This is a genomic window from Singulisphaera rosea, assembly GCF_054877945.1.
In genome coordinates, this window is record NZ_JBTYIP020000010.1 from 45,017 (window position 1) to 68,282 (window position 23,266).

20 protein-coding genes are annotated in these 23,266 nt (G+C 65.5%); 11 read left to right on the top strand and 9 right to left on the bottom strand.

Going from position 1 to position 23,266, the window contains the following annotated elements:
- Positions 1–34 precede the first annotated feature (34 nt).
- The 4 genes from ACYOEI_RS18155 to ACYOEI_RS18170 form a co-directional block, all read right to left on the bottom strand.
- Entirely contained in the window at positions 35–484 is a 450-nt protein-coding gene (locus ACYOEI_RS18155) for an RrF2 family transcriptional regulator (protein WP_462850958.1), read from the bottom strand.
- A 187-nt stretch (positions 485–671) separates the two neighbouring features.
- On the bottom strand, positions 672–1,001 hold the full coding sequence (locus ACYOEI_RS18160; RefSeq protein WP_462850959.1) for a hypothetical protein: 330 nt from the start codon (positions 999–1,001) through the stop codon (positions 672–674).
- Positions 998–2,401: a DCC1-like thiol-disulfide oxidoreductase family protein gene (locus ACYOEI_RS18165; protein WP_462850960.1), complete on the bottom strand. Its 1,404-nt coding sequence runs from the start codon at positions 2,399–2,401 to the stop codon at positions 998–1,000. Before ACYOEI_RS18165 ends, ACYOEI_RS18160 begins: the two co-directional genes overlap by 4 nt.
- Entirely contained in the window at positions 2,386–3,024 is a 639-nt protein-coding gene (locus ACYOEI_RS18170) for a hypothetical protein (RefSeq protein ID WP_462850961.1), read from the bottom strand. The genes ACYOEI_RS18165 and ACYOEI_RS18170 overlap by 16 nt, the downstream gene beginning before the upstream one ends.
- A gap of 427 nt (positions 3,025–3,451) precedes the next feature.
- Between ACYOEI_RS18170 and ACYOEI_RS18175 the strand changes: the two genes are divergently transcribed.
- The 3 genes from ACYOEI_RS18175 to ACYOEI_RS18185 all read left to right on the top strand — a co-directional run bounded on the left by ACYOEI_RS18175 (position 3,452) and on the right by ACYOEI_RS18185 (position 6,242).
- On the top strand, positions 3,452–4,177 hold the full coding sequence (locus ACYOEI_RS18175; RefSeq protein ID WP_462850962.1) for a hypothetical protein: 726 nt from the start codon (positions 3,452–3,454) through the stop codon (positions 4,175–4,177).
- Positions 4,178–4,455: 278 nt separating this feature from the next.
- On the top strand, positions 4,456–5,328 hold the full coding sequence (locus ACYOEI_RS18180) for a glycosyltransferase family 2 protein (protein WP_462850963.1): 873 nt from the start codon (positions 4,456–4,458) through the stop codon (positions 5,326–5,328).
- Positions 5,329–5,381: 53 nt separating this feature from the next.
- Positions 5,382–6,242: a class I SAM-dependent methyltransferase gene (locus ACYOEI_RS18185; RefSeq protein WP_462850964.1), complete on the top strand. Its 861-nt coding sequence runs from the start codon at positions 5,382–5,384 to the stop codon at positions 6,240–6,242.
- A gap of 208 nt (positions 6,243–6,450) precedes the next feature.
- Here ACYOEI_RS18185 and ACYOEI_RS18190 read toward each other — a convergent pair whose 3' ends face one another.
- Positions 6,451–7,356 (bottom strand): RluA family pseudouridine synthase, encoded by a 906-nt coding sequence (locus tag ACYOEI_RS18190; protein ID WP_462850965.1) that lies wholly within the window; start codon positions 7,354–7,356, stop codon positions 6,451–6,453.
- 379 nt (positions 7,357–7,735) lie between these two features.
- Here ACYOEI_RS18190 and ACYOEI_RS18195 point away from each other — a divergent pair, with 379 nt between their 5' ends.
- The 5 genes from ACYOEI_RS18195 to ACYOEI_RS18215 all read left to right on the top strand — a co-directional run bounded on the left by ACYOEI_RS18195 (position 7,736) and on the right by ACYOEI_RS18215 (position 10,523).
- Positions 7,736–8,524: an inositol monophosphatase family protein gene (locus ACYOEI_RS18195; protein WP_462850966.1), complete on the top strand. Its 789-nt coding sequence runs from the start codon at positions 7,736–7,738 to the stop codon at positions 8,522–8,524.
- 138 nt (positions 8,525–8,662) lie between these two features.
- Complete coding sequence (locus ACYOEI_RS18200; protein ID WP_462850967.1) at positions 8,663–9,142, top strand: phenylacetaldoxime dehydratase family protein; 480 nt, start codon at positions 8,663–8,665, stop codon at positions 9,140–9,142.
- A gap of 33 nt (positions 9,143–9,175) precedes the next feature.
- The gene (locus ACYOEI_RS18205) at positions 9,176–9,589 is read left to right on the top strand and encodes a hypothetical protein (RefSeq protein WP_462850968.1); all 414 of its coding nucleotides are present in this window, start codon (positions 9,176–9,178) and stop codon (positions 9,587–9,589) included.
- A gap of 37 nt (positions 9,590–9,626) precedes the next feature.
- Positions 9,627–10,094 carry a DUF1569 domain-containing protein gene (locus tag ACYOEI_RS18210; protein WP_462850969.1) on the top strand — a complete coding sequence of 156 codons (468 nt, stop codon included), beginning with the start codon at positions 9,627–9,629 and terminating at the stop codon, positions 10,092–10,094.
- A 114-nt stretch (positions 10,095–10,208) separates the two neighbouring features.
- The gene (locus ACYOEI_RS18215; protein WP_462850970.1) at positions 10,209–10,523 is read left to right on the top strand and encodes a DUF427 domain-containing protein; all 315 of its coding nucleotides are present in this window, start codon (positions 10,209–10,211) and stop codon (positions 10,521–10,523) included.
- Positions 10,524–10,689: 166 nt separating this feature from the next.
- Here ACYOEI_RS18215 and ACYOEI_RS18220 read toward each other — a convergent pair whose 3' ends face one another.
- Both ACYOEI_RS18220 and ACYOEI_RS18225 read right to left on the bottom strand, forming a co-directional pair.
- Entirely contained in the window at positions 10,690–11,709 is a 1,020-nt protein-coding gene (locus ACYOEI_RS18220; RefSeq protein ID WP_462850971.1) for a DUF1559 family PulG-like putative transporter, read from the bottom strand.
- 307 nt (positions 11,710–12,016) lie between these two features.
- Entirely contained in the window at positions 12,017–12,550 is a 534-nt protein-coding gene (locus tag ACYOEI_RS18225) for a hypothetical protein (protein ID WP_462850972.1), read from the bottom strand.
- Between the two features lie 277 nt (positions 12,551–12,827).
- On the opposite strand from ACYOEI_RS18225, the gene ACYOEI_RS18230 reads away from it, so the two are divergent.
- A complete protein-coding gene (locus ACYOEI_RS18230) occupies positions 12,828–14,957 on the top strand; it encodes a sigma-70 family RNA polymerase sigma factor (RefSeq protein WP_462850973.1) in 2,130 nt (709 codons plus the stop codon).
- Positions 14,958–14,992: 35 nt separating this feature from the next.
- On the opposite strand, the gene ACYOEI_RS18235 is transcribed toward ACYOEI_RS18230, so the two are convergent.
- Positions 14,993–16,459: a sigma-70 family RNA polymerase sigma factor gene (locus tag ACYOEI_RS18235; protein ID WP_462850975.1), complete on the bottom strand. Its 1,467-nt coding sequence runs from the start codon at positions 16,457–16,459 to the stop codon at positions 14,993–14,995.
- 308 nt (positions 16,460–16,767) lie between these two features.
- On the opposite strand from ACYOEI_RS18235, the gene ACYOEI_RS18240 reads away from it, so the two are divergent.
- Positions 16,768–21,549 (top strand): bifunctional serine/threonine-protein kinase/formylglycine-generating enzyme family protein, encoded by a 4,782-nt coding sequence (locus ACYOEI_RS18240; protein WP_462850976.1) that lies wholly within the window; start codon positions 16,768–16,770, stop codon positions 21,547–21,549.
- Positions 21,550–21,756: 207 nt separating this feature from the next.
- On the opposite strand, the gene ACYOEI_RS18245 is transcribed toward ACYOEI_RS18240, so the two are convergent.
- The gene (locus ACYOEI_RS18245) at positions 21,757–22,239 is read right to left on the bottom strand and encodes a hypothetical protein (protein WP_462850977.1); all 483 of its coding nucleotides are present in this window, start codon (positions 22,237–22,239) and stop codon (positions 21,757–21,759) included.
- Positions 22,240–22,626: 387 nt separating this feature from the next.
- Between ACYOEI_RS18245 and ACYOEI_RS18250 the strand changes: the two genes are divergently transcribed.
- Positions 22,627–23,265, top strand: a complete 639-nt coding sequence (locus tag ACYOEI_RS18250; RefSeq protein ID WP_462850978.1) for a class I SAM-dependent methyltransferase — start codon at positions 22,627–22,629, stop codon at positions 23,263–23,265.
- Position 23,266 lies beyond the last annotated feature (1 nt).

Below are 23,266 nucleotides of genomic sequence, written 5' to 3' on the forward strand. Positions count from 1 at the left end.
ATGACGCCCGCATCGTCGCAATCTCGACGTTCCTTCAGATGATCCAGTCGCCGACATAGCCGCGCTTCCGTTCGCGATTCTCCCGGATCATGTCGGCGAAGGTCGTCCGGTCGACCACGTCCGAGATCGCTTGCCGAACTCGGCCCCAGAAGCCGAAGAAGTGGCACTCCCCGTGGAAGTCGCACTCCTTCTGACGCGAGAGGCTGACGCAATCGACCGGGGCGATCGGGCCGTCGATATACCGCATGATCTCCCCGATGGTCAATGAATCCGCCGCCCGGGCCAACCGATACCCGCCCTCGGCACCTCGACGACTCTGGACGAACCCGCCCCCTTTGAGTTGCCCCAGGATCACCTCGAGGAACCGGATCGGGATCAGCTCCCGCTCCGCGATCTCGGCGATCTTCATCGGCTCGGGGCCCGGATGTTCAGACAGGGCGTAGATCGCCCGAATGGCGTAGTAACACTTCGACGAAACGCTCATCGGTACCTTTCGCGCTCGATCGCAGAAATGATCCCCATTTCGACCAGAGAAGTCAAGATAAGACCCCTGCCCGGATCAATCGAGAAGGGATGGCCCCTTTCGATCCGGCCCGAATCTTGACCTCCGATGTGTTGATTGTCGCATAAGGGGGGTGGCGAACGCGAGGGCATGACCGGGAGAGGCGGGTTCAATCGGCCTGGCCAGTCGCCCCCGGCCCGACGTCGAGGTCGCTCCCTTCGACGTCGAATCCGAGTGCGTTCTGGGGGTCACGAAGTCCCTTCGGGCCATAGGCCAGGATGCCGTTTCGCTCGGCGCAGGCGAGGCAAATCCGTTCGTCACCCCGTTGCAGGTAGATCTCACCATCGCCAAGGCGGTGATAGAAGTCTTGCCCGGGTGCCATCTTATAACAGAATTCGCGGACGCTCCCGACCTTCATCCCGACCTTCCAGCCGGGTTCGAAAACGAAAAGCCGACGTGGGGAGAAGCCCTCGTCGGCCGGGGTCGGGTCGAAAATCATGAGTGCGCTCTCTCGCGACCGGCCGCCGAGGAGGCGGGATGGATGCCGCAGATGTCGTCGGTACAGGGGACATCGCGGGGCCGCGTGGCCGCAACCTTATTGTAGACGCGATGCCCCACCCAGGAAATGCCGGGGAGCGAGCCGACCAGGGCCAAGGGCCAGAAGAGTGGCGCCCGGCGTCCCACCACGAGCACGGCGTCGAAGCCGGCCGCGACCTGGCCGTCGTATCGGACCGTGTGCATCGCCTCGAGGCACGCGGCCTTGGTCAGGCCCGGGTGGATCGTAGAGACGTCGACGGCCGTGAGGTCCACGGGCTCGATCCTCCGGTCGGGGTCTCCCGCGGTGATCAAGGCCATCGAGGCCCGGCACCTCGGGCAGGCCCCGTCGTAGAGTACGCGAACCGAAGGCTCGCCCCCGCCCCCGACGAGGCCTCGCAGCCAGGGGCCCGAGACGAATGCCAGGTTGCCCGCGATCATCACCAACCCGAACTCGGTCAGCCCCGCCGTCAGCGCGATCCCGACGTGGAGCATCACCACCGAGGCCAGGATCAGAGGCCGGAGCAGGCGTCCCCAGACCAGCACCGGGTAGCCTAGTTCCAGGGCCAGGCTCCCGTGGGTCAGCACGTTCAGGAGCCATGGGTAGGCGACAAGCCAGGTGAGGTCGAACGGCCGGAATTCGGCCGAGGCGAGCACCCCCCAGATCGCCATCCCAGACCACCAACCTTGTCCCTGGAGCTTCGCCAGGCCGGCCATCCCGTAGATCAAGGCCAGGTGGAGTTGGATGAGCCGAAGCGCCAGGTTGGCCGAGACCGATGGCTCGGGAACCCCCGAGGTGACCGGCCAACGCCCGTCAGGCCTCCTCCTCGACACGCCAGCCCGCGCCTGGCGGTAGCGCGAGAGGAACCGGTCGAGCGAGACCGACCGGCCGCTCGCCCCCGTCACCGCCAGGTAGAAAAGCCAGGTCGCGACGACCTGGTCGAACCCGAAGAGCGCCACGGGGACGCGCCTCGACGTCGACACGACGATCACCCAGGCGAGAACCGAGGTGACCCGACTCCCCAGGCCGACCGTGAAGAGGACGAGCGCCGCCATGCACGCCAACCATACGGGGCGAAGCAGGCCATCGGGCACCAGGAGCCAGAACGACCAGGCCGACGGCGACTGATTCTTGTGGACGAATCGGACGACCTCGGGATCGGCCCAGCCTCCGTTGCCGAAGAAGGCATCGAGGTCGAGCCCGTAGACCCCCAGGCTCCAGAGCGAAAGCAGCCCGACGACGACGCGGATCACACCCAGGGGCGTCGGGTCGGCAGGGGTGAAGAAGAATTCGTTCCAACCTCGCACGAGCCCCGAGACGAGTTCCGAGGCATAGGTCACCGGCCCGATTACAAGGCGTCGCACGGGTACACTCCAATCCGCTCGCGGGCCGTGTAGAAGTCTTCGGAGTCGAGGTCGACCCGCGACGCACCGGTTTCCGCGAGCGACGCACGGATCCGCTCGGGATCGGGGATCAGGTGCGACTGCAAATACAGAGAGACCTCGACGGAGCCCGGATGGGCTTTCGCGAGATGTCGGGCGTAAGAGCGAGCCCAATGGCTCTTCGAACCGTCGCCCGTCATTTCTCGAGCGGTGGCGAAGTCGGTCGCCAGGTGGTTCGCCAGGGCTAATTGGCGCTGGTAGCGCAGCCTCGGGAACGTCCCGCGATCCGGGAGCCGGATGGAAACCTCCGGCCGCCCGTCGGAGAACCGGACCTGCGCGATCGCGATCGGCGTCGGGCCGGGTTCGGGGGCGTAGTAGCGGTAGGAGTAGCCCTGATCGATCACCTCATGGTACGTGGCGAAGAACCCTGCCACCTCGCGTTCCAGGAGGGACGAAGGCGGCGCCGCCAAGGCCCCGGCCAGGATGGCCACGATATGGAAGAGCAGGGCGGCCGAAGCCAGTTGACGCGCCCAAACCGGCCAAGTTTGCCAGAGCTTCCCAATCCCGACAATGGCATCAGACTTGCTAGCTTTACTGCCTCCCAACGTGTCACCCCTTCCCTCGATCGATGATCGGGTGGCTTGAGACCAGGCAGGAGAACGGGGCGGCTCGGGTCCTTCCGGCCGAAATCCCGCCCCGATCCTACCCGCGTCCGTGCCCCCCAGCCAGACAGGTTGCCGATGCGATCCGCCGAAAAGAACCCGCAGTTTCGTTTCAATCTCAGCAATACCCGCATTTCCGCCATTTTGACATCGAAGTGATTGCACGGAGGGCGTCCGTGTATTAGAATTTGCGGTACATGAGCGAACCGTAGCGGTTGTCGGCGGTTTGGCGACCTGTCAGATTAGGAAGAGGGCGATCCGCTCATCGGGGCGAGCAGGGACCTCAGAACACCCGATCGAAAATCGATGAGCGTCTCACGTTGTTGCGGCTCCCGTTCGATCGATTGCCAAAGCACCTTGGAGAAATGCGATGCAGGGAACGATTGTTTTGCTGATGGCCCTGAGCGGCGTGGGCTGCCATCACAAGTCGTGTGCGCCCGTTTACGCGCCGACGTGCTACTCGTCGTGCTACGCGTCGTCTTGTTACAGCTCCTGCTACAGCAGCGCCCCGGTGGAAGCCTGCTATAGCAGCCCGGTGCTCTCCTCGTCGCAGTGCTACAGCAGCTACGTGGCACCCGCCTGCTACAGCTCGTCCTGCTACAGCTCGTCGTGCTACAGCTCTTGCTACTCGGCCTGCTACAGCTCGGGCTATTCGTCCTGCTACAGCGCCAAGCACAAGTGCGGGCTGTTCGGCGGCCTGTTCGGTCGCCGCAAGCACCACTCCGCGTGCTACGACAGCGGCTACACCTACTCGAGCTGCTACAGCAGCTCCTGCTATAGCATGGGCGCGAGCTATGCTCCGGCCGTCTATGGCAGCTACACCCCGGTCTATGATGGCGCGATCGCCTCGGGCCAGGCGTTCCCCACCGGCCAGTCGACCTGGACCCCGGCCCCCGCTCCGATGATGACCCCGGCCGCTCCTGAGGCCGCCAAGCCCGCCGCGACCGAGCCCCCGCCGGCCCCGGCTCCCGCCCCGAGCACGGCCCCGGAAACCCCGCCGGCCCCGGCTCCCGCCCCGGCTGAAACGACCCCGGCCCCGGCTCCCGCCCCCACGACCGAGCCCGCTCCCGCCCCGGCTCCTGCTCCCCCGATGTGAGCTAGGGTTATTTCGTCGTCGGGCGGACCTTGCCCGTCGCGGCTACAAGAACCGGGGCCGAGTGCCCCACATGGTCCATCCCAGCGTCGCGACGCCGGGATGGACCACTGTGTTTCGCCCCTCCGATGCGTCCTTGCAACGCGTCGTGGCACCGGGGTGTGAAATCCTCAGGCTACTAGCCAGGCGCGGGGCGTCCGTTTATACTCCGCGTTTCCAGGTCGCCCGTATAAGACGTTGGTTGGCCGGTATGAGTCTCGGGCCCGAAGGACCTCGTCTCGATGTCTTCCAGTCCTACTTCCATGACATCTTCGAACGACGATTTCCACGCCCCGCTCCCTCCCGACGATGTTCGAGAGCGACGTGAGTGGCTCCTCCGCAACCTCGGCGAGGGGGTTTGCCGGCAGTGGGGGATCTATCGAATCCCTGACGACCTCGTGCTCTCGGTCGTTATCCCGGTCTACAACGAACGAAACACGATCCACGAGCTCCTCAGGCAGGTCCGCGAAGTCCCCATTCGGAAGCAGATCATCCTCGTCGATGATTGCTCGACCGACGGGACCGCCGACCGATTGAAGACCCTCGCGGCCGAGAATAGCGACCTCACCGTCGTCTACCACGAGAAGAACCAAGGCAAGGGCGCGGCACTCCGCACCGGGTTCAAGCACGCGACCGGCCAGATCGTCATCGTCCAGGACGCCGACCTCGAATACGACCCCTCGCAGTATCCTCAACTCCTCCAGCCGATCATCGAGGGGAAGGCCGACGTGGTCTACGGATCGCGGTTCATCGGCGAGTCCCACCGGGTCCTCCACTTCTGGCACTCGCAGGGGAACCGGTTCCTCACCTTGCTGTCGAACATCTTCACCGACCTGAACCTGACCGACATGGAAGTCTGTTACAAGGTCTTCCGTCGCGAGGTGATCCAGAACATCACCTTGAAGAGCAACCGCTTCGGCTTCGAGCCCGAAGTGACGGCGAAGGTCGCGCGATTCGAGGTCCCTGCGATCGATGGCCGGCCCGCGCGTCGCTGCCGGATCTACGAGATCCCCGTCAGCTACAACGGCCGCGATTATCGCGAGGGGAAGAAGATCGGCTGGAAGGACGGGGTGCAGGCCCTATGGTGCATCGTGAACTACGCCTTCCGCGACTGATGGATGTCGATGGGCGTCACGTCGGCCACGCCTGTTCGCCGAAGGAGCATGACATGCCGCGACGCCATCGACTCGGGCCACTGACCCTGGCCATGCTCTGGATCGTTTCGGGGACGCTGGTGGCGCAGGACGCTCCTGGGCCGACCGCGGGACCGAAACCTGAAGCAAAACCGAAGGTCAAGGCAAAGGCAAAAGCCAGGCCCGTACGTCGAGCACGCTCCGACGGGCCAGGGACGTACATGGGCCGGGTGATCGCGCCGGTCATGTCGTTCGAGGGGGGTGCGGACTGGCTCGTGCGACCCGAGCGCGAGCAGGAAGAACAGCCCGAGGCGATGCTCGACGCCTTGAAGATCCGCCGGGGCGAGACCGTCGCCGACGTCGGTGCGGGGGTCGGCTATACCAGCATTCGCATGGCCCGCCGGGTCGGCCCGACGGGCCTCGTCCTCTCCACCGACGTCCAGCCCGAAATGCTCCGCGCCCTGGCCGACAACGCCAGGGACGCCGGGATCAAGAACATCCGGCCGGTCCGCTGCACGGCCACCGACCCCAAGCTCCCCGAGGGGAAGGTGGACCTGATCCTGATGGTCGACGTCTACCACGAATGCGTCGATCCCGAAGCCACCCTCCAGGGCCTGCGCAAGTCTCTGAAGCCCGGCGGCCGCCTCGTCCTGGTCGAGTTCCGAGGCGAGGACCCGGAAGTCCCCATCCGCCCCGAACACAAGATGACCCTCGCCCAGGTCCGCCGCGAACTCGAGCCGCAAGGGTTCGCGTTCAAGGAGAACTTCGAGTTCCTCCCCTGGCAGCACATCATCGTCTTCGAGAAGCCGGTGGAGAAAGCCAAGGACAAAGACAAGCCCGAGGCCGAGAAAGCGAAGGCCAAAGGCAAGTCCGAGGCTGAGAAGGCCGGCGAATAAGGTCGACCCCCGCCGCTAGCGCCGTCAACCTTTGAGTGGTCTCTCGCTAGTACAAGCCCGAGGCGCAAGCGAGTGAATCTTCGCCCAAGAGATCGAGGAAGATTCACTCGCTTGCGCTTCGGGCCTGTAAGAGGTCTTTCGTGAGATCCCGTCTGGTGGATGCAACCCGAGTGCGATCCGCTCCCGAAGCCGGGTAACAGAGATAGAGTTACCCCCCCGCACCTCGGATCCCATAGCGATTGCGGAGGTCGACGATCAGGGCGTCGAGGTCGGCGGGAACCGGGGCCTCGACCTTGACGACCTGCCCGGTGAGGGGGTGTTCGAAGCCGAGCGTCTGGGCGTGGAGGGCCTGGCGGTGGAACTGCGCCTTCGAGCGCGGGCGATTGCGTGGGCGGTAGACGGGGTCGCCCACGACGGGATGGCCGATCTCGGCGAGGTGGATGCGGATCTGGTGGGTCCGCCCGGTCTCGAGCCAGCAGGCGACGAGGCTCCCGACGGGGCCGAACGTCTCGATCACGCGATAGTGGGTGATCGCCACCTTGCCCTGGTCGGGCCAACGCGCGACGCCTCGCCGGAGGTCGACACGGTTGGTCATCAGCGGGAGGTCGATCGTCCCCTGGTCCCGCTCGGGCCTCCCCTCGACGACGGCGAGGTATTGCCGGTCGATGTTGTGCTCGCGGAAGAGGGCCTGGAACGCCCGGACCGCCTCGTGAGACCGGGCCAGGGCGAGCGCCCCCGACGTATTCTTGTCGAGCCGATGGACGACGCCAACATAAGGTCGGGGGTTGCCGTGGCGGATCGCCAGGTATCGACTCGCCCGTTCCACCAGGGTATCGCGTTCGCGCTCGGGAGTCGGTTGGCTCAGCAGGCCGGCCGGCTTGTCGGCGATCAGGACGTGTCGGTCCTCGTACAAGACGCGGAGCCGGCCCGCCACGACTCGGGCCTTGGGACGGTTCGGGAAGTATTCGACGGGGGTATCGGCCTCGACCTCGCGCCCGGGCTCGTCGCAACGGTCGCCCGCCACGTCGACGCGGCCGTTGCGCACGGCATCCTGGGCCTTGCGACGCGAGAGGCCGAACCGATCGGCGACGAACTTATCAAGACGAATCGGCATGCGAATCAGCAACCTAGGTAGATCAGTTCCGTGCAAACCGCAGGCCCCTTTGGGGCCATTCGAATCATTAAAGGGGAGGAAATCGTAGAGGGCGGCCTTCCAATCCGTGACGGCCGCCCGTTCCCCGCGACCCAAGCCGGCCCGAAACACGGCCCGGATCGCGGGCAGTCTCGACGGTCACGACCCCTTTGGCTTGGGGGGGGAGGCCGTTCCCGGTCCGTTCATTCTATCTCCTCGATCGCCCGAGACCAGTCGGGTGATCGCCTTGCCCGACATTGCGAACCGCATGCCAACGTCGAAGCGACCTTGCGTGCGCCCGAGGCGTTGGCATACCCTTGGAGGGCCGACCTCGCCTCGGACCCGACGGACAAATTTGGGGATGGACCACGTGCCGAGTTTAGCCGCCGAGTTGGATTTCGTGAAGGAGCTCGCGACCGAAGCCGCCGCGGTGGCGCTGTCGCGATCGAAGCGAGTGACGCCCCGGGAGAAGGCAAATCTCAGCTTCGTGACCGACCTCGACAAGGACCTCGAACGCCTGATCCGCGAACGGCTCGGGGCCCGGTTCCCCGACGATCGATTGACCGGCGAGGAATATGAGTCGACCGGCGGCCAAGGGGCGCGATGGTGGTCGATCGACCCGATCGACGGCACGGGGAACATGGTGCATGGGCTCCCCCTCTGGGCGATCAGCATCGGCCTCGTGGACGCGGGCGAACCCGTCCTCGGCGTGATCGCAATCCCCCCGCTCGGCGAGTTGTTCTGGGCCACGAAGGGGCAGGGGGCCTGGCGCGACGGCGAGCGCCTCGAGATCCGCGACGCCGAGGTCTTCCACAACCAGGACAACGTCTGCGTCGGCACCAATGCCCTCCGCGCGGTCGACACGCGATCGCTGCCCGGCCGCCTCCGCGACCTCGGCAGCGCCTGCTGCGAGATGACGTTCGTCGCCGCCAACCGGCTCCAGGCCTGCACGTTCCTCGGCGAGGCCGCCCACGACGTCGTCGCCGGCACGGTCATCGTCGCCGAGGCCGGCGGCTCGTTCGGCACGATCGACGGCCGGGTCCTCACCCCCGCCGAGATGATCGCCCTGACCCCGGTCGCACTCCCCACGTTCGTGGCACCGCCCGCCCGCCTCAAGGCCCTGATGTCCTCGGCCCACCCGCTCGTGTGACGATGCGGGCCTCGGGCTGTCAACGCGGGGCCTCGGCGTCATTCGCGAGGCAAGCTCCGGGAAGGCCGTTGTGTCCCCGAGTCGGGGCGGGCTGCTTCCACTCGTTCCGAGTCACGATCGATCCCGGCAAGAGACGCCATGCAACGGATCATCGCCAAGTTGCCCGAGACGGTCACCGAACTCTGCCTGGTGCGCCTGGGAATCCAGACGCGAGGCCTGAGGGGCTTGCTCTACGCGAGGACGCTGGCACGCGCCATCGACCGGTCGGCCGACGAGGCGATGGCCTCGGACGCGGGACTGCTGCACTCGGAACGGTTCCTCATCGGTCGCGGACACTTCGGTGTCCTGCAATACTGGCGGAGCTTCGAGTCGTTGGACGCATGGTCGCACCGGCCGCCGCACTCGGAATGGTGGCGCGCGGCGATGGAGCGGATGCGCACGAGGGACGACTTCGGGATCTACCACGAGGCCTACCTCGTCCCCCGCGACCGCGTCGAGTCGATCTACGTGAATTGCCGTCCCGTCGGCCTCGCCGCGTTCGGGACGCACGGCGACGCCGTCGGGCCGTCGACGACGAGCCGAGGCCGCCTCGGCCTGCCGCTGGGTCGAAAGTCATAACGCCGGACGATCCGGAATGGAAGGACCTCCACGATGGGCCACTGGGGCGTGAAGAGCTTCGAGAATGACGACGCGTCCGACGCCCTCGACGCGGGGTTCGACCACGTCCACGGGGCGGCCTACGACGACCTGATGGACGACCGCAACGCCCTGTCTTTCGACCAGATCCAGGCGAAGCTCGCCAGCCCCGAGACGCTCGCCGCCGCACTCGACGCCTTACGCGAGGCGGTGGGGACCCCGTTCGAAGACTGGGACGAAGTCGAGCGCCTCGCCTTCGCCGGCGTCGTCGTCCGCCACGCCGAGTTCGGCGTCCCGATCTCCGAGGCCGACCGCCTTCGGGCGATCGACTGGCTCGAGAATGAAGAGCTCGAATGGGACGAGGCCACCATCCGCACGCTTCGCCGCGACAAGGAAATCGCGCTCCTGCGCAAGGCGGCGGGGAGTTGACCCCCGAGCAACCCGCCCGAACCCGAGAGACCGACCGATGGCCGAACGCCGTACCTTGAGCTTTGCCAGCCTCGACCGAGTCATGCCCGAGGTCGACCGTCTCCTCAATGAGGGCTATTCCCCCGCGGGTGTATGGACCCTCGGGCAGATCTGCCACCACCTCACGAAGTCGATCCAGGGCTCGGTCGAGGGCTACGGCATGAACGCCCCCTGGCTGATCCGCAGGACGGTCGGGCCGATCGTGCTGCGAAGGCTCCTGAAGACCCGCCGGATACCCGCCGGGATGAAGACGGCGAAGTCGCTCATCCCGAAATCCGACCACGACGACCGCGCCGAGGCCGAAGCCCTGCGCGCCACGATCGCCTATTTCCTCACGACGTCGGATCCCCTCGCCGAACATCCTCTCTTCGGCGTGCTCGATCGCGACGCCTGGACCGGCCTCCACTGCCTCCACGCCGCCCACCACCTCAGCTTTGCCCTGACCGGCAAGACCGACCCCGACTGAGACCGTTCGACGGCCTGGCCCTTCTCGATCGCCGGGTAACGCCTACAATCCCCTCGACGGACCGAGGCCGCGTCAGCACTCCATACGGCCATCCGTCGAGGGGAGGACGGGATCATGGGAGTCGTCATCAGGGAAAAGACTTCGGGAACCCCGCTGGCACAAGGGGAACTCGGCAGCGCCACCCTCTCGTACGAAGGGAACCTGTACTTCGCCCCCGACGCGGTCGACGCGTCGGTGCTCCGGGTGACGGAACGGACTTATACCTGTCCGTACAAAGGGACCTGCCACTGGGTCGATTTCGTCGGTCCCGACGGGAAGACGGTGCGCGACGTCGCCTGGGTCTACGCGACCCCCAAACCCGGCCACGAGGTCATCAAGGACCGCTTTGGGTTCTACGCCGGCACTCGCGGGGCCACCCGCCAGGATTGAACGTCGGTCCCGAAACGGGGCTTGCCCCATGTAGCGTGTTCGGAACAAGTGTTTTGTAGGGTGGGCACTGCCCGCCGGCCTTTCCCAGCGACGGTGGGCAGTGCCCACCCTACAAATACACTTGTCCACATGCCGGCTTCCGGTACACTCCACGCCGCCACATCATTCAATAGGCGTCGGAGCTGATGACCTCGCCGGCCGAGATCGAGTTGAGGGCCATCCAGATCGGGCCGTTGATCGAGTCCTTGACGAAACGGACGGATCCGTCGCCGAACAGGACGTTGACACCGCCGGGGTGATGGCTGCGGGCTCCCGCGTAGGCGGCCCTGTCGCCGATGCCGCCGACACAAGGGAGGCCGAGGACCGGCTCGTTGGTGCAGAAGATCGTCTGGTTCAAGGCGTCGCCGGTCACGGGGGTGCCGTAGAGGTCGTTCGGCTTGTTCGGGGTGAGGCGGCTCATGAAGTGGCTGCCGCCGGCAATGCTCTGCCAGATCACCCCACGGACGTCGTACTGCGACCCCTGGAGCACCTCGGCCATGAAGGCGGTGGTGCTCAGCCCGTCGGTAATCGACGCGAATGAGACCTGGCCGCTGTGCCCGAACGCAGACGGGAGGTTCTGGTAGGTCACGCCGTTGACCGTCACCGCCATCTGGTCCCACTGGGTGTTGCCCCAACTCGCGACGTAGTTGCCCTTCGAGGCGATCGGGCCGCTCAGCACTCCCCCTTGATATTGCGGGGTGATCTGAAACGTGACCGAGCGGTCGCTGGGACACTGGAACACGTTCATCTTGGTCGCCGTGACGGTGCTATTGGCGAAGAACCCGAGCGGCAGCGGCTTGAGCGGACCGCCGACGCCGAGCATATAGTTGAACGCGTTGGCGAGCGGCTGCTGCTCGAACTCGGGGAGCATCAACACGAACCAGCTCGTGTCCTGGCACTGGAAGAAGTTGTAGCCGCACCCGAACTGGCCCGACTTCCAGATCCGCCCCGGCGGGAGGCTCCCCTGGGCGCTATGGTAATTATGCACGGCCAGCCCTAATTGCTTACAATTGTTCACACATTGGATCCGACGGGCAGCCTCGCGCGCCGCCTGGACGGCCGGCAAGAGCAGGGCGATCAGGACCGCGATGATCGCGATTACCACGAGCAGCTCGATGAGCGTGAACGCACGTCTTACTGTGGCCATGGGCGGTTGCACCTCAGTGTGAAGCGACGGCAAGGCCTTGCCGGGGAACGACCCCCGGAGGCGTACGGGTTGGGGGCGGACGTCATGCGACGACGCACGCGGCCCGCCGACGTGGCGGGGCGACGACATTCCATCAATCATCAATGGACTCGATGCGTCTCACGGTAACAAAGCGCCGAGCGGACCGCAACGAGGGACCGGAATCCCGTTTTCCGACGGGGTACCAACGCCGACGACGCCCGCACCTGAATTCCAGGGGCGGGCGTCGTCGTGATGAGGCTCAGCAAGGGGACCGATCGCGGTGGCCTCAGCCTCCGCGGGGGCCGGTGTAGTACCAGGGGATCGGGTAGGGGCCGGGGCCGGGCACGAAGGGGTCGAGGTCGTGCAGCGGCACGAACGAGCCCTGGTCATAGTACATGCCGACCGGTCGGAACGGGCGGATCACGTTCTGGAAGAAGCGGAGCGGCCGGGGCCAGGGTTGGCAGTCCGGGCCGATCGTCCCCTGGCCGGGGCTGCCGAGGAAGTAAGGGTAGACGCTCGCGGTGCAGTGGGCCTTCCAGTATTTCCCGTAGAGGCCGCCCCCCTTCACGCTGTTGGGGTGCTTCGTGTCGGGGTGGTCACCGAAGCGCGTGTCGTAGTAGTTGTCGCGCCGGGGGTCGGGGGGGAGGTGCGAGTCGATCGGCACGAACCGCGAGATCAACCCGCTTCGCTTGTGGATGTCGGAGACCTCGGGCTGCGGGATCTGCCCGAACGCGGGCACCGAGGTCAGAATCAGGACGAGGCCTAGTGCCCCGATCCCCGCGGGGGCCGACCGAACGCCCCTCGAGAGTCCTTCTCGCATCACAACCTCCTCGCCGACGGAACTTCGCCCGGCGCACTCCGGCCGGCCTTCCTCTAAGAGAATTCGGACTTCCCCCAAGGGCACTTCAGTGGTCCCCCACCTCGGGCGTTGCGACCATTCCTCAGGACCACTACAACCGACAAACTCCGCGGCATCTCCGAGTCGACCCGATCGCCGACCGACGATCGGGACGACCTCCTGACGGAAAAACGGAACCGGTCGGCCATCCCGTTACACTGACTTGAGGAAAAGACGAGACGTCGAGGAGGATGATCCGTTGTCGAGTGCTCATCAGGAGGCGGTCGTGCGGCACGTCCGGACGCTCTTTGGCGTCGGAGGCGCCGCGGGGATGTCGGACGGGCAGTTGCTCGAGCGGTTTTCCAAAGGACGCGACGAGGCGGCCGAGCTAGCCTTCGCTGCCCTGGTGGAGCGTCACGGGCCGATGGTCCTCCGCGTCTGCCGGGGGATCCTCCGCGATACGCACGACGCCGAGGACGCGTTCCAGGCCACCTTCCTGGTCCTCGCACGCCGCTCGGGCTCGATCCGGCACAACGACTCGGTGGGGAGCTGGCTCTGCGGGGTAGCACGTCGGGTCTCGTGCGTCTCCCGGGCTTCTCAGGCCCGTCGACGTCGCCACGAGGTGAAGCGGGCCGAGGCCTCGACGACGTTGGCCTGGCCCGTTGGCCAGGACGACCTATCGTCGATCCTCGCCGAAGAGGTCGGGCGGTTGCCCGAGCGACATCGGGCGCCGATGGTCCTCTGCTACCTCGAAGGCCACTCCTGCGAGGACGCTGCGCGAGAACTCGGCCTCCCCGTCGGCACGGTCAAGAGCCGGATGGCCCGAGCCCGCGACCGCCTGAAGTCACGCCTCGTCCGACGAGGCCTGGCCCCATCCGCCGCCCTCGCCGCCTCATGCACCTTTTCCACGCACGCCCCCGGGGCCCTGGTCCCGTCGGCGCTCGTCGAGCTCACATCTCGGGCCGCGACTCGATTCGCGGCCGGGACACCCACGATCGGGACGATCTCGGGTCCGGTCCTCACCCTCGCCAAAGGAGTGCTTTCGCAAATGATCCTTTTCAAGATCAAGGCAAGCGCCGCGGTCGCAGTCGCGGGCCTCGGGATGCTGGCGTTCTCGTCGCTGGGCCATAGTCGGCCCGCGGACGCAGCGGGGCCGGAAACCCCGGCTGTCGCACCGCCAAAGACGGCCGAAGACTCACAAACAACCTCGCTCGTCAGCATCGCACGCGAGGAGAAGCATAACGCGCCCCTGTGGCAGTCCGTCGTCCGACTCAGCGTTCTGAATGAAACTGGGGTCGGATACGCCACGGGTACCGTCATCGACACTCGCAACGGCGAGTCGATTGTTTTAACGTGCGCCCACGCTTTCAAACTTCAAAATCGATTACAGGTCCCGCCAGCCGAGTTTCCGCATGCGATCTCGGTCACACTCTTCGGCGGGGAGGTCGAACCTCTGCCCAACAGTGTAGACAAGCCCGCCGGATGGTTGGCGGAGCAGATGATCGGCGGCAGCACCCCCCGCGGCCTGGTCCATTCGGTCGGCGGTTCGACTCCCGGCAAACTTATCGACTATGATTTCGCCCGCGATGTCGCCTTGGTCCGGCTCCCCCGCCCCCACAGGAACATTCCAGCCTCACCCATCATGCCCAAGTCATGGAAGTGGTCCCCGACCCCAGGGATGCCGATGATAACGATGGGCTGTTCGTTAGGGGGCGACGCGACCTTCTGGGGGACCACAGTCCGGAACCCTCTCACCAAGGGGCTGGCCGATAACCCGGTGTACGAAGCCATCGAGTGCTCCGGGGCCCCCGCGCAAGGTCGAAGCGGCGGAGGCCTGTTTTCGATCGGCGGGAACCTTGCCGGCGTCTGCAACTTCGCCGAGCCCAAGGGTGACGTCGGCCTTTACGCGACGTTGGACTCCATCTACACGATCCTCGATCGAAACGGGCTGTCGTCCCTCTATCGAACGCCCGAAGAGATCTCACCTCCGGCCCCCACAATCGAGCCTCCGGCTAGCGAAGAACTCGAGACTCAGCTTCGGCTCGCTACCAAGCAAATCGAGCGAAATGATCGCCTGCAAGCGAGGGAGACGCTCTCTCGGCTTGAACACCAGATCCGCGCCCGTCGAGAAGCCCTCCAGGCCGCACTTCTCGAGTTGGACACGAAATACACGACGCGATTGGAACACCTGAATCGGGCCGCGAAAGACTTCGCCGAGCCTTCTCAGGATGTCAGTACCGAGCAAGGTTTAACGCCCCCTCGCACCGACTCGGCCCCCATCAAACCCTCGTCCGATCAGGAACGTCGACTGGAGCGTGTCGAGCAAACCCTTGGGCACGTTCTCAAGACTCTCGAGGAACTGAAACCGGTTCGACGAAACCCCTCCTGAATGGCCCGCCCCGCAGGAAGGAGGGTCCCGAGGCCCTATCGCATCTCCTGGTGATCCTCGTTCTCCAAAGCCTTGAGCACCTTCTCGAGGGTATGTTCCAGTTGCTTCAGCCGACGTTCGTGGTCCCTCAGGCGACGGTCGAGATCCGCGACGCGCGACGTGGCAGGGCGGACATCCCCCTCGCTCTTTTCGCCCAGTGCGTCGAGGATCCGATCGAGCTTCCGTTCCACCGCATCGCCCATCCGGGCCTCTTTCAGCAGACCTACCGAGTCGTCCACGAATACCCTCGCACTATTGACCGGTTCAACCTTGACTTGATTCCCGGCCGTATCAAAGTTGACCAAGCCCAAAGCCTCTTCGTTGAGATATTCGCGAAGATGGTTGACCACCGCGACCTTGGCCTGATCCCGCGTCAGCCCGGCTAACCTCAGGTCCCCATAGAATCCCAGGCTGATTGTCCCGTCAGGTCGGACCAGGCGTTCGCCACCAATCGGCCGGGCAGGCAGGGCATCGAGCACTTCGATGAGTAAGAGGTCACCCGGCTTGATCGGCTGGGGCCCGGGCAAGTCGGAGGTTTCGGACTTGGCCTTTACGGCCCCAAAACGAGCGGACGTCTTGGGCGACGTCCCGTCTCCACGGTCATTGGCCTTCAACCTCTGACCCGCGACCGCCACGACCCCGGAGAGGGTAGCGACCGCCAGGAGTCCCATCACCGTCGACTTCATCGTGGACATGAACATCTCCTTGGAAACTGCTCTGGTCAGGTTCACAGCCGCGGCCGAAACGCCTGGGACGGAAGCTCCGCAGACGGCCCGTACCGTGGACCAGGCGAGCGCCTCGGGCACGTTCGCGGCTTCGGCTCCGAGGCCCGCCACGAGCACGCCCGCGGAAGAGGCGAGCCCTCGCTTTGCGAGTCGGGTCCGGAGTCGTTCCCGGGCCCCGGCGAGCCGGCTTCGGACGGTGCCGACTGGACAACCGAGTTGCTCGGCAGCCCGCTCATGCGTCAAGCCCTCGAGGTAGCAGAGCACGACGGGGACCCGATACTTCTCGGGTAGTCGGCCGACCTCTTCTCGGAGGGCCGCCTTCGAGTCGGCGTCCAGCTCCTCTTCCGAGGACCTCGAGGCCGACTCGACAGCTTTCCGTTCCCTGGCCCTCCGCCGCGAGTCGGCCGTGACGGCGCAGGCCGCCACGCGGAGCGCGACGCCGTAGAGCCAACTCGACAACGACTCGCGCTTTCGGATTGAGCCGGCCCGTCGCACCAGGAGTAAAAAGGTGGCCTGGAACGCGTCCTCGGCATCCGTCGCGTGGCCCAAGGCCTCGCGGCAGACTTGCCAGACCATCGGCCCGTGCCTCTGGACGAGCGCCTCGAACGCGAGCTCGGACGCTTCGCTCTCCCGCAGCACGAACCGTTCGAGGAGCTGCGCGTCGGTCAGCCCAACCGAAGTCCCCAAACGGATCAAGGTGTCGAGGTCCCTCGCCAGCTCACCGGAGTGTCGACTCACCAAGGGTCCTGCCTCCTTCGTCCCTGTTCGTTCCCGCAATCCCCAGATAGTGTCCACCGACAAGCCCACCGATCGGACTTTCTCAATAAATCGCCCCCGGCGGTCCCGAAGTGGGGCGGATTGACGCTCAAAGGCTATAGGCGTCACGCCAGAGCTCGGGACAATTGCGGACTCGCGACAAATGCCGATCGCCCGACTATAATGTCGGTCTCCGCGCCAAAACCCACAGTCCTCATTCAGTTGTGGGATTTTCAACGAGGGAACCGGCGATCGGATTCGCGCGGAAGTCGCGACGGAGGGACGTGGTCATGGCCTCGCCTCGGGGAGTAGCAGACGACGCGGAATTCTCCCCGCGGTTCAACGGCCATGACGGAGAGGCCTTCCCGCCTGAAGTGGCGTCCTTTCGCGCAGGTCACACCGACGAGACCCAGCCAACGCTCTCGCCCGGACCTCGTCCGCCATCGGACGACCCCGAGGTGACGGATCTCGCCCCAACGGAGGCCGAGTCGACCACTCCGCCAGCCTCGATCGAGTCGACCGAAGTCGCCGAGGACTCCGAAGGGATTCTCTTCGTGGACGCGGTCGCCCCCCAACACCTCGAGCTCCACAATCGGCCCATCCCCGAGGTCTTCCCGGTGTCCCAGACCGAGGAGACCGAGCGTGACGCTGCGATGACACCTCGGTCACCGATCGAGACGACCGAGGACGTTTCGGAATCGACTCAGGCGTTGACCAGCCCGGTTCCCTCATCGATCGGCCGATACCGGCTGATCAAACCCCTGGGCTCGGGAGGTTTCGGCAGGGTCTTCCTCGCGCAGGATGACCTGCTGCAACGGCAGGTGGCGGTCAAGATCCTCCACCCGTTCCGAGTCTTGGAGCTCGGGAACGTCGACGCCTACCTCGAAGAAGCCAGGGCCCAGGCGAGGGTCGACCACCCCTACATCGTGACCGTCTACGACGCGGGTCGGACTGACGACGGGTTCTGCTTCATCATCTCGAAGGCCATCGAGGGGACGAGCCTGGCGGCCGAGTTGGGCCGGCCCAGCTCGGAGTTCGTGCGGATCGCCGAGCTGACCGCCACCGTCGCCGAGGCGCTCCACCACGCGCACCAAAAAGGCCTGGTCCATCGCGACGTCAAGCCGAGCAACCTCCTCATCGACCTCGAGGGCAAACCCCACCTGACCGACTTCGGCCTGGCCCTGAAGGACGAGGACTTCGGCAAAGGGGCCCCGTACGCCGGGACCCCGGCCTACATGAGTCCGGAGCAGGCCAGCGGCGAGGGGCACCGGGTCACCGGCCGCACCGATGTCTTCAGCCTCGGCGTAATCCTCTACGAGCTCCTGACCGGGCAGCACCCCTTCGGCAAGGCCGAACGCCGAGTGATCATGGAGCGGATCGCGACCTATGACGCCCGGCCACCCCGCCAGCTCGTCAACACGATCCCCGATGCGCTCGAGCGGATCAACATGCGCGCCCTCGAGCGTTGGACGCTCGACCGATACGCCACCGCCCGGGAGTTCGCCGAGGATCTCCGATGGTTCGTCGAGCAGTTTCGAGCGAGAGAATCTTCCGGCCAGGCTCCGCCCGTTCCCCATCCGCGCACACCGAGCGTGCTCGCCGGGTTCGAGCCCAAGGGCCTGCGGTCGTTCGACAAACATGATGCCGAGGCGTTCCTCGAGTTCCTGCCCGGGCCTCGCGACCGTCATGGGATGGCGGAAGCGATCCGATTCTGGAAGGTCCGTGTCGAGGAGACCTCCGCCCAGGAAGCCCTCCCCATCGGACTGATCTACGGCCCCTCGGGCTGTGGCAAGTCGTCGCTGGTCAAGGCGGGCCTGATCCCCCGGCTCGACCCCCGGATCATCCCGGTCTACCTGGAGGCGACCGGCGAGGACCTCGAAGCACGCCTCCTCGCCCGCTTGCGCGGGGAGGTCCCCGGCCTCGACACGGGCCTCGAGCTGGCCGAGACGCTGGCAACGATCCGACGGAGCACCCCGTCCTCGCCCGGCTCCAAGGTCCTCATCGTCCTCGACCAGTTCGAGCAGTGGCTCCACACGAACCGGGAACGTCAGGAGACCGGGCTCGTCCGCGCCCTCCGGCAATGCGACGGGATCCGGCTCCAGACCATCGTTTTAATTCGTGATGACTTCTGGATGGCCACCTCGAGGTTCATGAAGGAGTTGGAGGTCCGGATCGAGGATGGCCGCAACGCCGCCGCGGTCGACCGCTTCCACCTGCCGCACGCCCACAAGGTCCTGGCAACCCTGGGCGGAGCCTTCGGGGCAATCCCCACCAACATCGACGCCCTCTCGCCCGACCAGTCCCGCTTCCTCGACGACGCCATCGCCGCGCTGGCGGAAGAGGGGAAAATCATCCCGGTCCGCCTCGCCCTCTTCGCCGAGATGATCAAGGGGAAGCCCTGGGTCCCCGAGACCCTCGATCGGCTCGGCGGGGCCGTCGGGGCCGGCACCACTTTCCTCGAAGAGACCTTCTCGGCGCCCACCGCCCCTCCCGAGCACCGCCTCCACGAGGAGGCCGCACGCGCTGTGCTCACCACGCTGCTCCCCGGCCCTGGCGCCGAGATCAAAGGGCACCGTCGCTCACGGACCGAGCTCCTCGAGGCTTCCGGATACACTCACACGCCCGAGGACTTCCGGGCCTTGATGCGGATCCTCGACGGCCGGACCCGGCTCCTGACCCCCATCGCGCTGGAGGGCCGAGACTCCAACGACTCGTCGAGGACCACTCCCGACGCCGAGCGATTCTATCAGCTCACCCACGACTATCTCGTGCCGTCGATCCGGGATTGGCTCGAGCGCAAAAAGAACGAGTCGCGGCAAGGACGAGCCGAGCTGCGGCTCTCCGAACGTTCCGCACTCTGGGGTGCCAAGCCCGAGCCGAAGCAACTGCCGTCGCTCCTGGAATGGCTCGACATCCTGTCCGTCACGTCCCGGCAGAAGTGGACCGCCGCCGAACGTCGCGTGATGATCGCCGCCCGCAAGCGGCACTTGACCCACACGGGCGTTGTCCTGTTCGTCCTCCTGGTCCTGGGCCTCGTCACCCAGCAACTCTTCGAACGTTCCGCTCGCGAGCAACAGGCCACGCACGCGGGAGAGCTCATTCAACGCCTGAACACCGCGAGGATCGACCAGGTCCCCGACATCGTCGACGAGATCGACGACGACCGGACCTATGTAAACCCACTCCTGAAAACGGCCCTTCGTTCGCTTGAATCGAATCCTCCCAGCGACCTCCACGTCCGGCTCGCCCTCCTCCCCGACGACCCCGAAGGCCAGGTCAACCCCCTCTACGATCGTCTCCTGAACGCCGACCCCGAACCATTCCGAGTTATCCTCAAAGCACTTCGGCCCCATTGGTCGAAGTTCACCTCTCGACTCTGGGACGAGCTCAAACCTTCCTCCCGCGACCCGAACCGTCGGTTCCGGGCCGCCGTCGCACTGGCGAACTACGCACCGGAAAGCGACCTTTGGGACGGGCACATCTCGGAGGTAACCGAACGACTGGTCGTGCAACCCGCGCTCCACGTCCCACACTGGGTCGAAGCCTTGAGGCCGCTTAAGGCACGGCTCATCCCCTCCCTCACCACCTTCTATCGCGACCACGCTCCATCGCACGAGATCGCCCGACAAGTGACGGCCCAGATCCTCGCCGACTACGCGAGCGACCTGCCTGACAAACTCACCGACGCACTTGCCGAGTCCCCCCCCAACACCTTCCCCATCATCTTCGAAGCGCTCCGCAAGCACGAAGCCGAGGCCATCATGGCACTCGAATCGGCATTCGCTCGCGCGACCGAGCAACGAGGTGCGGACACGTCGGATGCCGAGGCCTCTCGGGCAGCAAACCTCGCGATCGCCCTCTTTCGAATGGGCAGGTCGGACCAGCTCTGGCCGCTCCTGAAGGGCAGCCCGACGCCTCGGACCCGGAGCTTCCTGATCGATCGCCTTGGCCCGATGGGGGCCAATCCCGGGGCTTTGGCCGACCGCGCCCTCACCGAGACCGACGACACGATCCACGAGGCGCTGCTGCTCAGCCTAGGCGGCTTCGATCGAGAGGCCTTCCCGCCGGCATTGCGACGGCAGCTCGACGAAAGGCTTCCTACACTCTTCCGCAACCACCGCAATGCCCCGGTCCACGCCGCCTCGGGACGCCTGCTGCGCCTCTGGAAGGAGAACACCAAGGTCCACGAGATCGAGCACGCTTTGGGGAGCGGGAACCCCGAGAGGGGGCGACAGTGGTACGTCAACCGCCTCGACCAGACATTCGTCGTCCTGTCCGGACCGGTCGAATTCGTGATGGGGTCTCGACCGGACGGGTTCGAGGCCCTGGCGAGAAGTACGAGCGAAGGCCCTCAGAAGGTCCGCATCCCTCGAGGGTACGACATCGCCGCAACCGAGGTGACGGTCAGCCAGTTCCTCCCGTTCCTCGACCACGAGCCCGACCTCCGCAAGCCCTTTACACGATCGCTCGAGAACACACCCGATCGGCCGATCACCACCGTAACCTGGTTCGAGGCCGCGAGGTACTGTAACTGGCTCAGTCAGCAAGAAGGGATCCCGTCCGACGAGTGGTGCTACGAGCCGGACGACGGGGGAGGATTCGGGCCGGGCATGCACCTCGCCCCGGATTACCTCAAACGAACAGGCTACCGACTGCCGACCGAAGCCGAGTGGGAGTACGCCTGCCGGGCCGGTTCGATCCTGAGTCGATGCTATGGCGACTCGGACGAGCTACTCGACCGTTACGCCAATCACGCCCAGCCCTCCCAGACGCCTCCGCGTCCGGTCGGCTCGCTGTTGCCCAATGCCTTCGGACTTTTCGACATGCATGGCAACGTCGCCGAATGGTGCCAGGAGAACTCCGGTCACCATTCGATGGATCCTCCGTCCGAAGACGTCTGGGTGGACGTCGAAGACGCCTTAGAGGTCACCGCCAATTTGCGTCGCATCATCCGCGGTGGTGCCCTTCACCACCTCCCGAGGACGGTTCGCTCGTCACAACGATTCAATGATCCCCCGGATCAGCGAGAGCGCGTCGCGGGATTCCGGCTGGCCCGAAGCCATCGCCCCTAACGATCCAACGGCCCTGGTCACCGTGCTCGAGTCGTCACCGGATGGACTGCGGGCAAACAACGGCAGGTATCCCCGCAGATAGCGAGGATTGACGCGAATAGAAAAACGTGATCACTCTCAATTCATCTACGTCAATCTGCGTCACTTACGGATCGACTTCAGCCTCCTTCGCCCGATGCCGGGGCATTGCATGCTTGTGTAAATGACTCACAGAGCCACGCGGCTCGAGCGCGGGATGGCATGTCTTTGTCTCGACGACTTCTCTAGACCTTTTTCCCGAAAATCCCTGTCCCCGAGGAGCTCGAGGTACCGACCCCCGTCGTCGAACTCGAAGAGGATTTCTTCGACGACGATCGCGACGACGACGGCATCGGGTTCGACGACGACGAGCTCACCAACGCCACGCGGGCAGCTCCAAGCAGAAAGTGCCCTGTCCCCGAGGAGCTCGAGGTACCGACCCCCGTCGTCGAACTCGAAGAGGATTTCTTCGACGACGATCGCGACGACGGCATCGGGTTCGACGACGACGAGCTCACCAACGCCACGCGGAGGGATGCCGGTGAGGAGGGGCGGGGTCCGGACAGCGAAGAGCTCGAGGTGGCTGCGAGTGAGCTTTTGGAATCGGCACTCATCAATCGCTCCATCAATTCCAGAACAGAAGGGTCCGGCCAGGAGAGGGGAGGGTGGCATAGGCAATTATGCCACCGAGTGCGGCGAACTTCCAGGCGGTTCGACGATCGAGCCGTCCGACAGGTTGCGCCATTCGCTCGTTTTCGAACGATCTCTCCGTCACGATTCTGAGATTCCCACAGAGCCCTCTTGTCTATATCATACGCAAGACGCTCGCGTCCCAGGCCAACTCCGGCTCGTGCGTCCGCTCGGGAGGATCGAGTCCTTTCACGACGATCGGCCTCCCGGGCCCCCTATCGGTTGACTTCGCGATCCTCGCGACCTCTCCTCACGACGGACAACGCGGTCGGTCACTCCCGTCCTCGCCGGCTCAACCGCCGATCGGGGCGGGTGGTGTCCTTCAATCCAAACCTTCCGATCCAGACCAACTCGAGTACGTGCCCGACCATGCCCGAAACTCCCAACGCGGGGCGCCTCGCCCGGGCCCTCGCCGCCCTCCGCGACGAGACCAGCCTCACCGACCGCGCGATCCTCGGCGAACACCTCCAGGGATGCGACGAGGATGCCGACTACCTCCAGGGCCGCGACTACTACCTCTGGTACTATCTCCTGGCCCGCCACTATCGGCCGAGAACGATCGCCGAAATAGGCACGCGTTTCGGATATTCGCTTAAAAGTTTAATACTCGGATCCCTCTCGCAACGGCCCCCGGATGAATTGAAAATCTACTCGTTCGACAACGAGTCGTACGAGCCCGGGAGCACTCGGGTCGCCCGGGCGTTGTGCGACGGCCTCGGGGTCGCCTCCGAGTTCAACGCCATGGACACCCAGGAGTCCGACGACCTGGGCATCTCCCAGGTCGACCTCTTCCACGTCGACGGCTGCCACACCTTCGCCGGCGCGTTCACGGACCTGGTCCGGGCCAAGGCCTGCCTCAGCCCCGCTGGCGTCATCCTGATCGACGACATCGACAACGAAGCCCCGCACTTACCCAGGGCCGTCGGTTGGTTCTGCCGGGAGTTCCGCTTCACCTACGACTACGTCCCCCACTTCCGGGGGCTCGGGGTCCTCACACCCGCGCGATGAG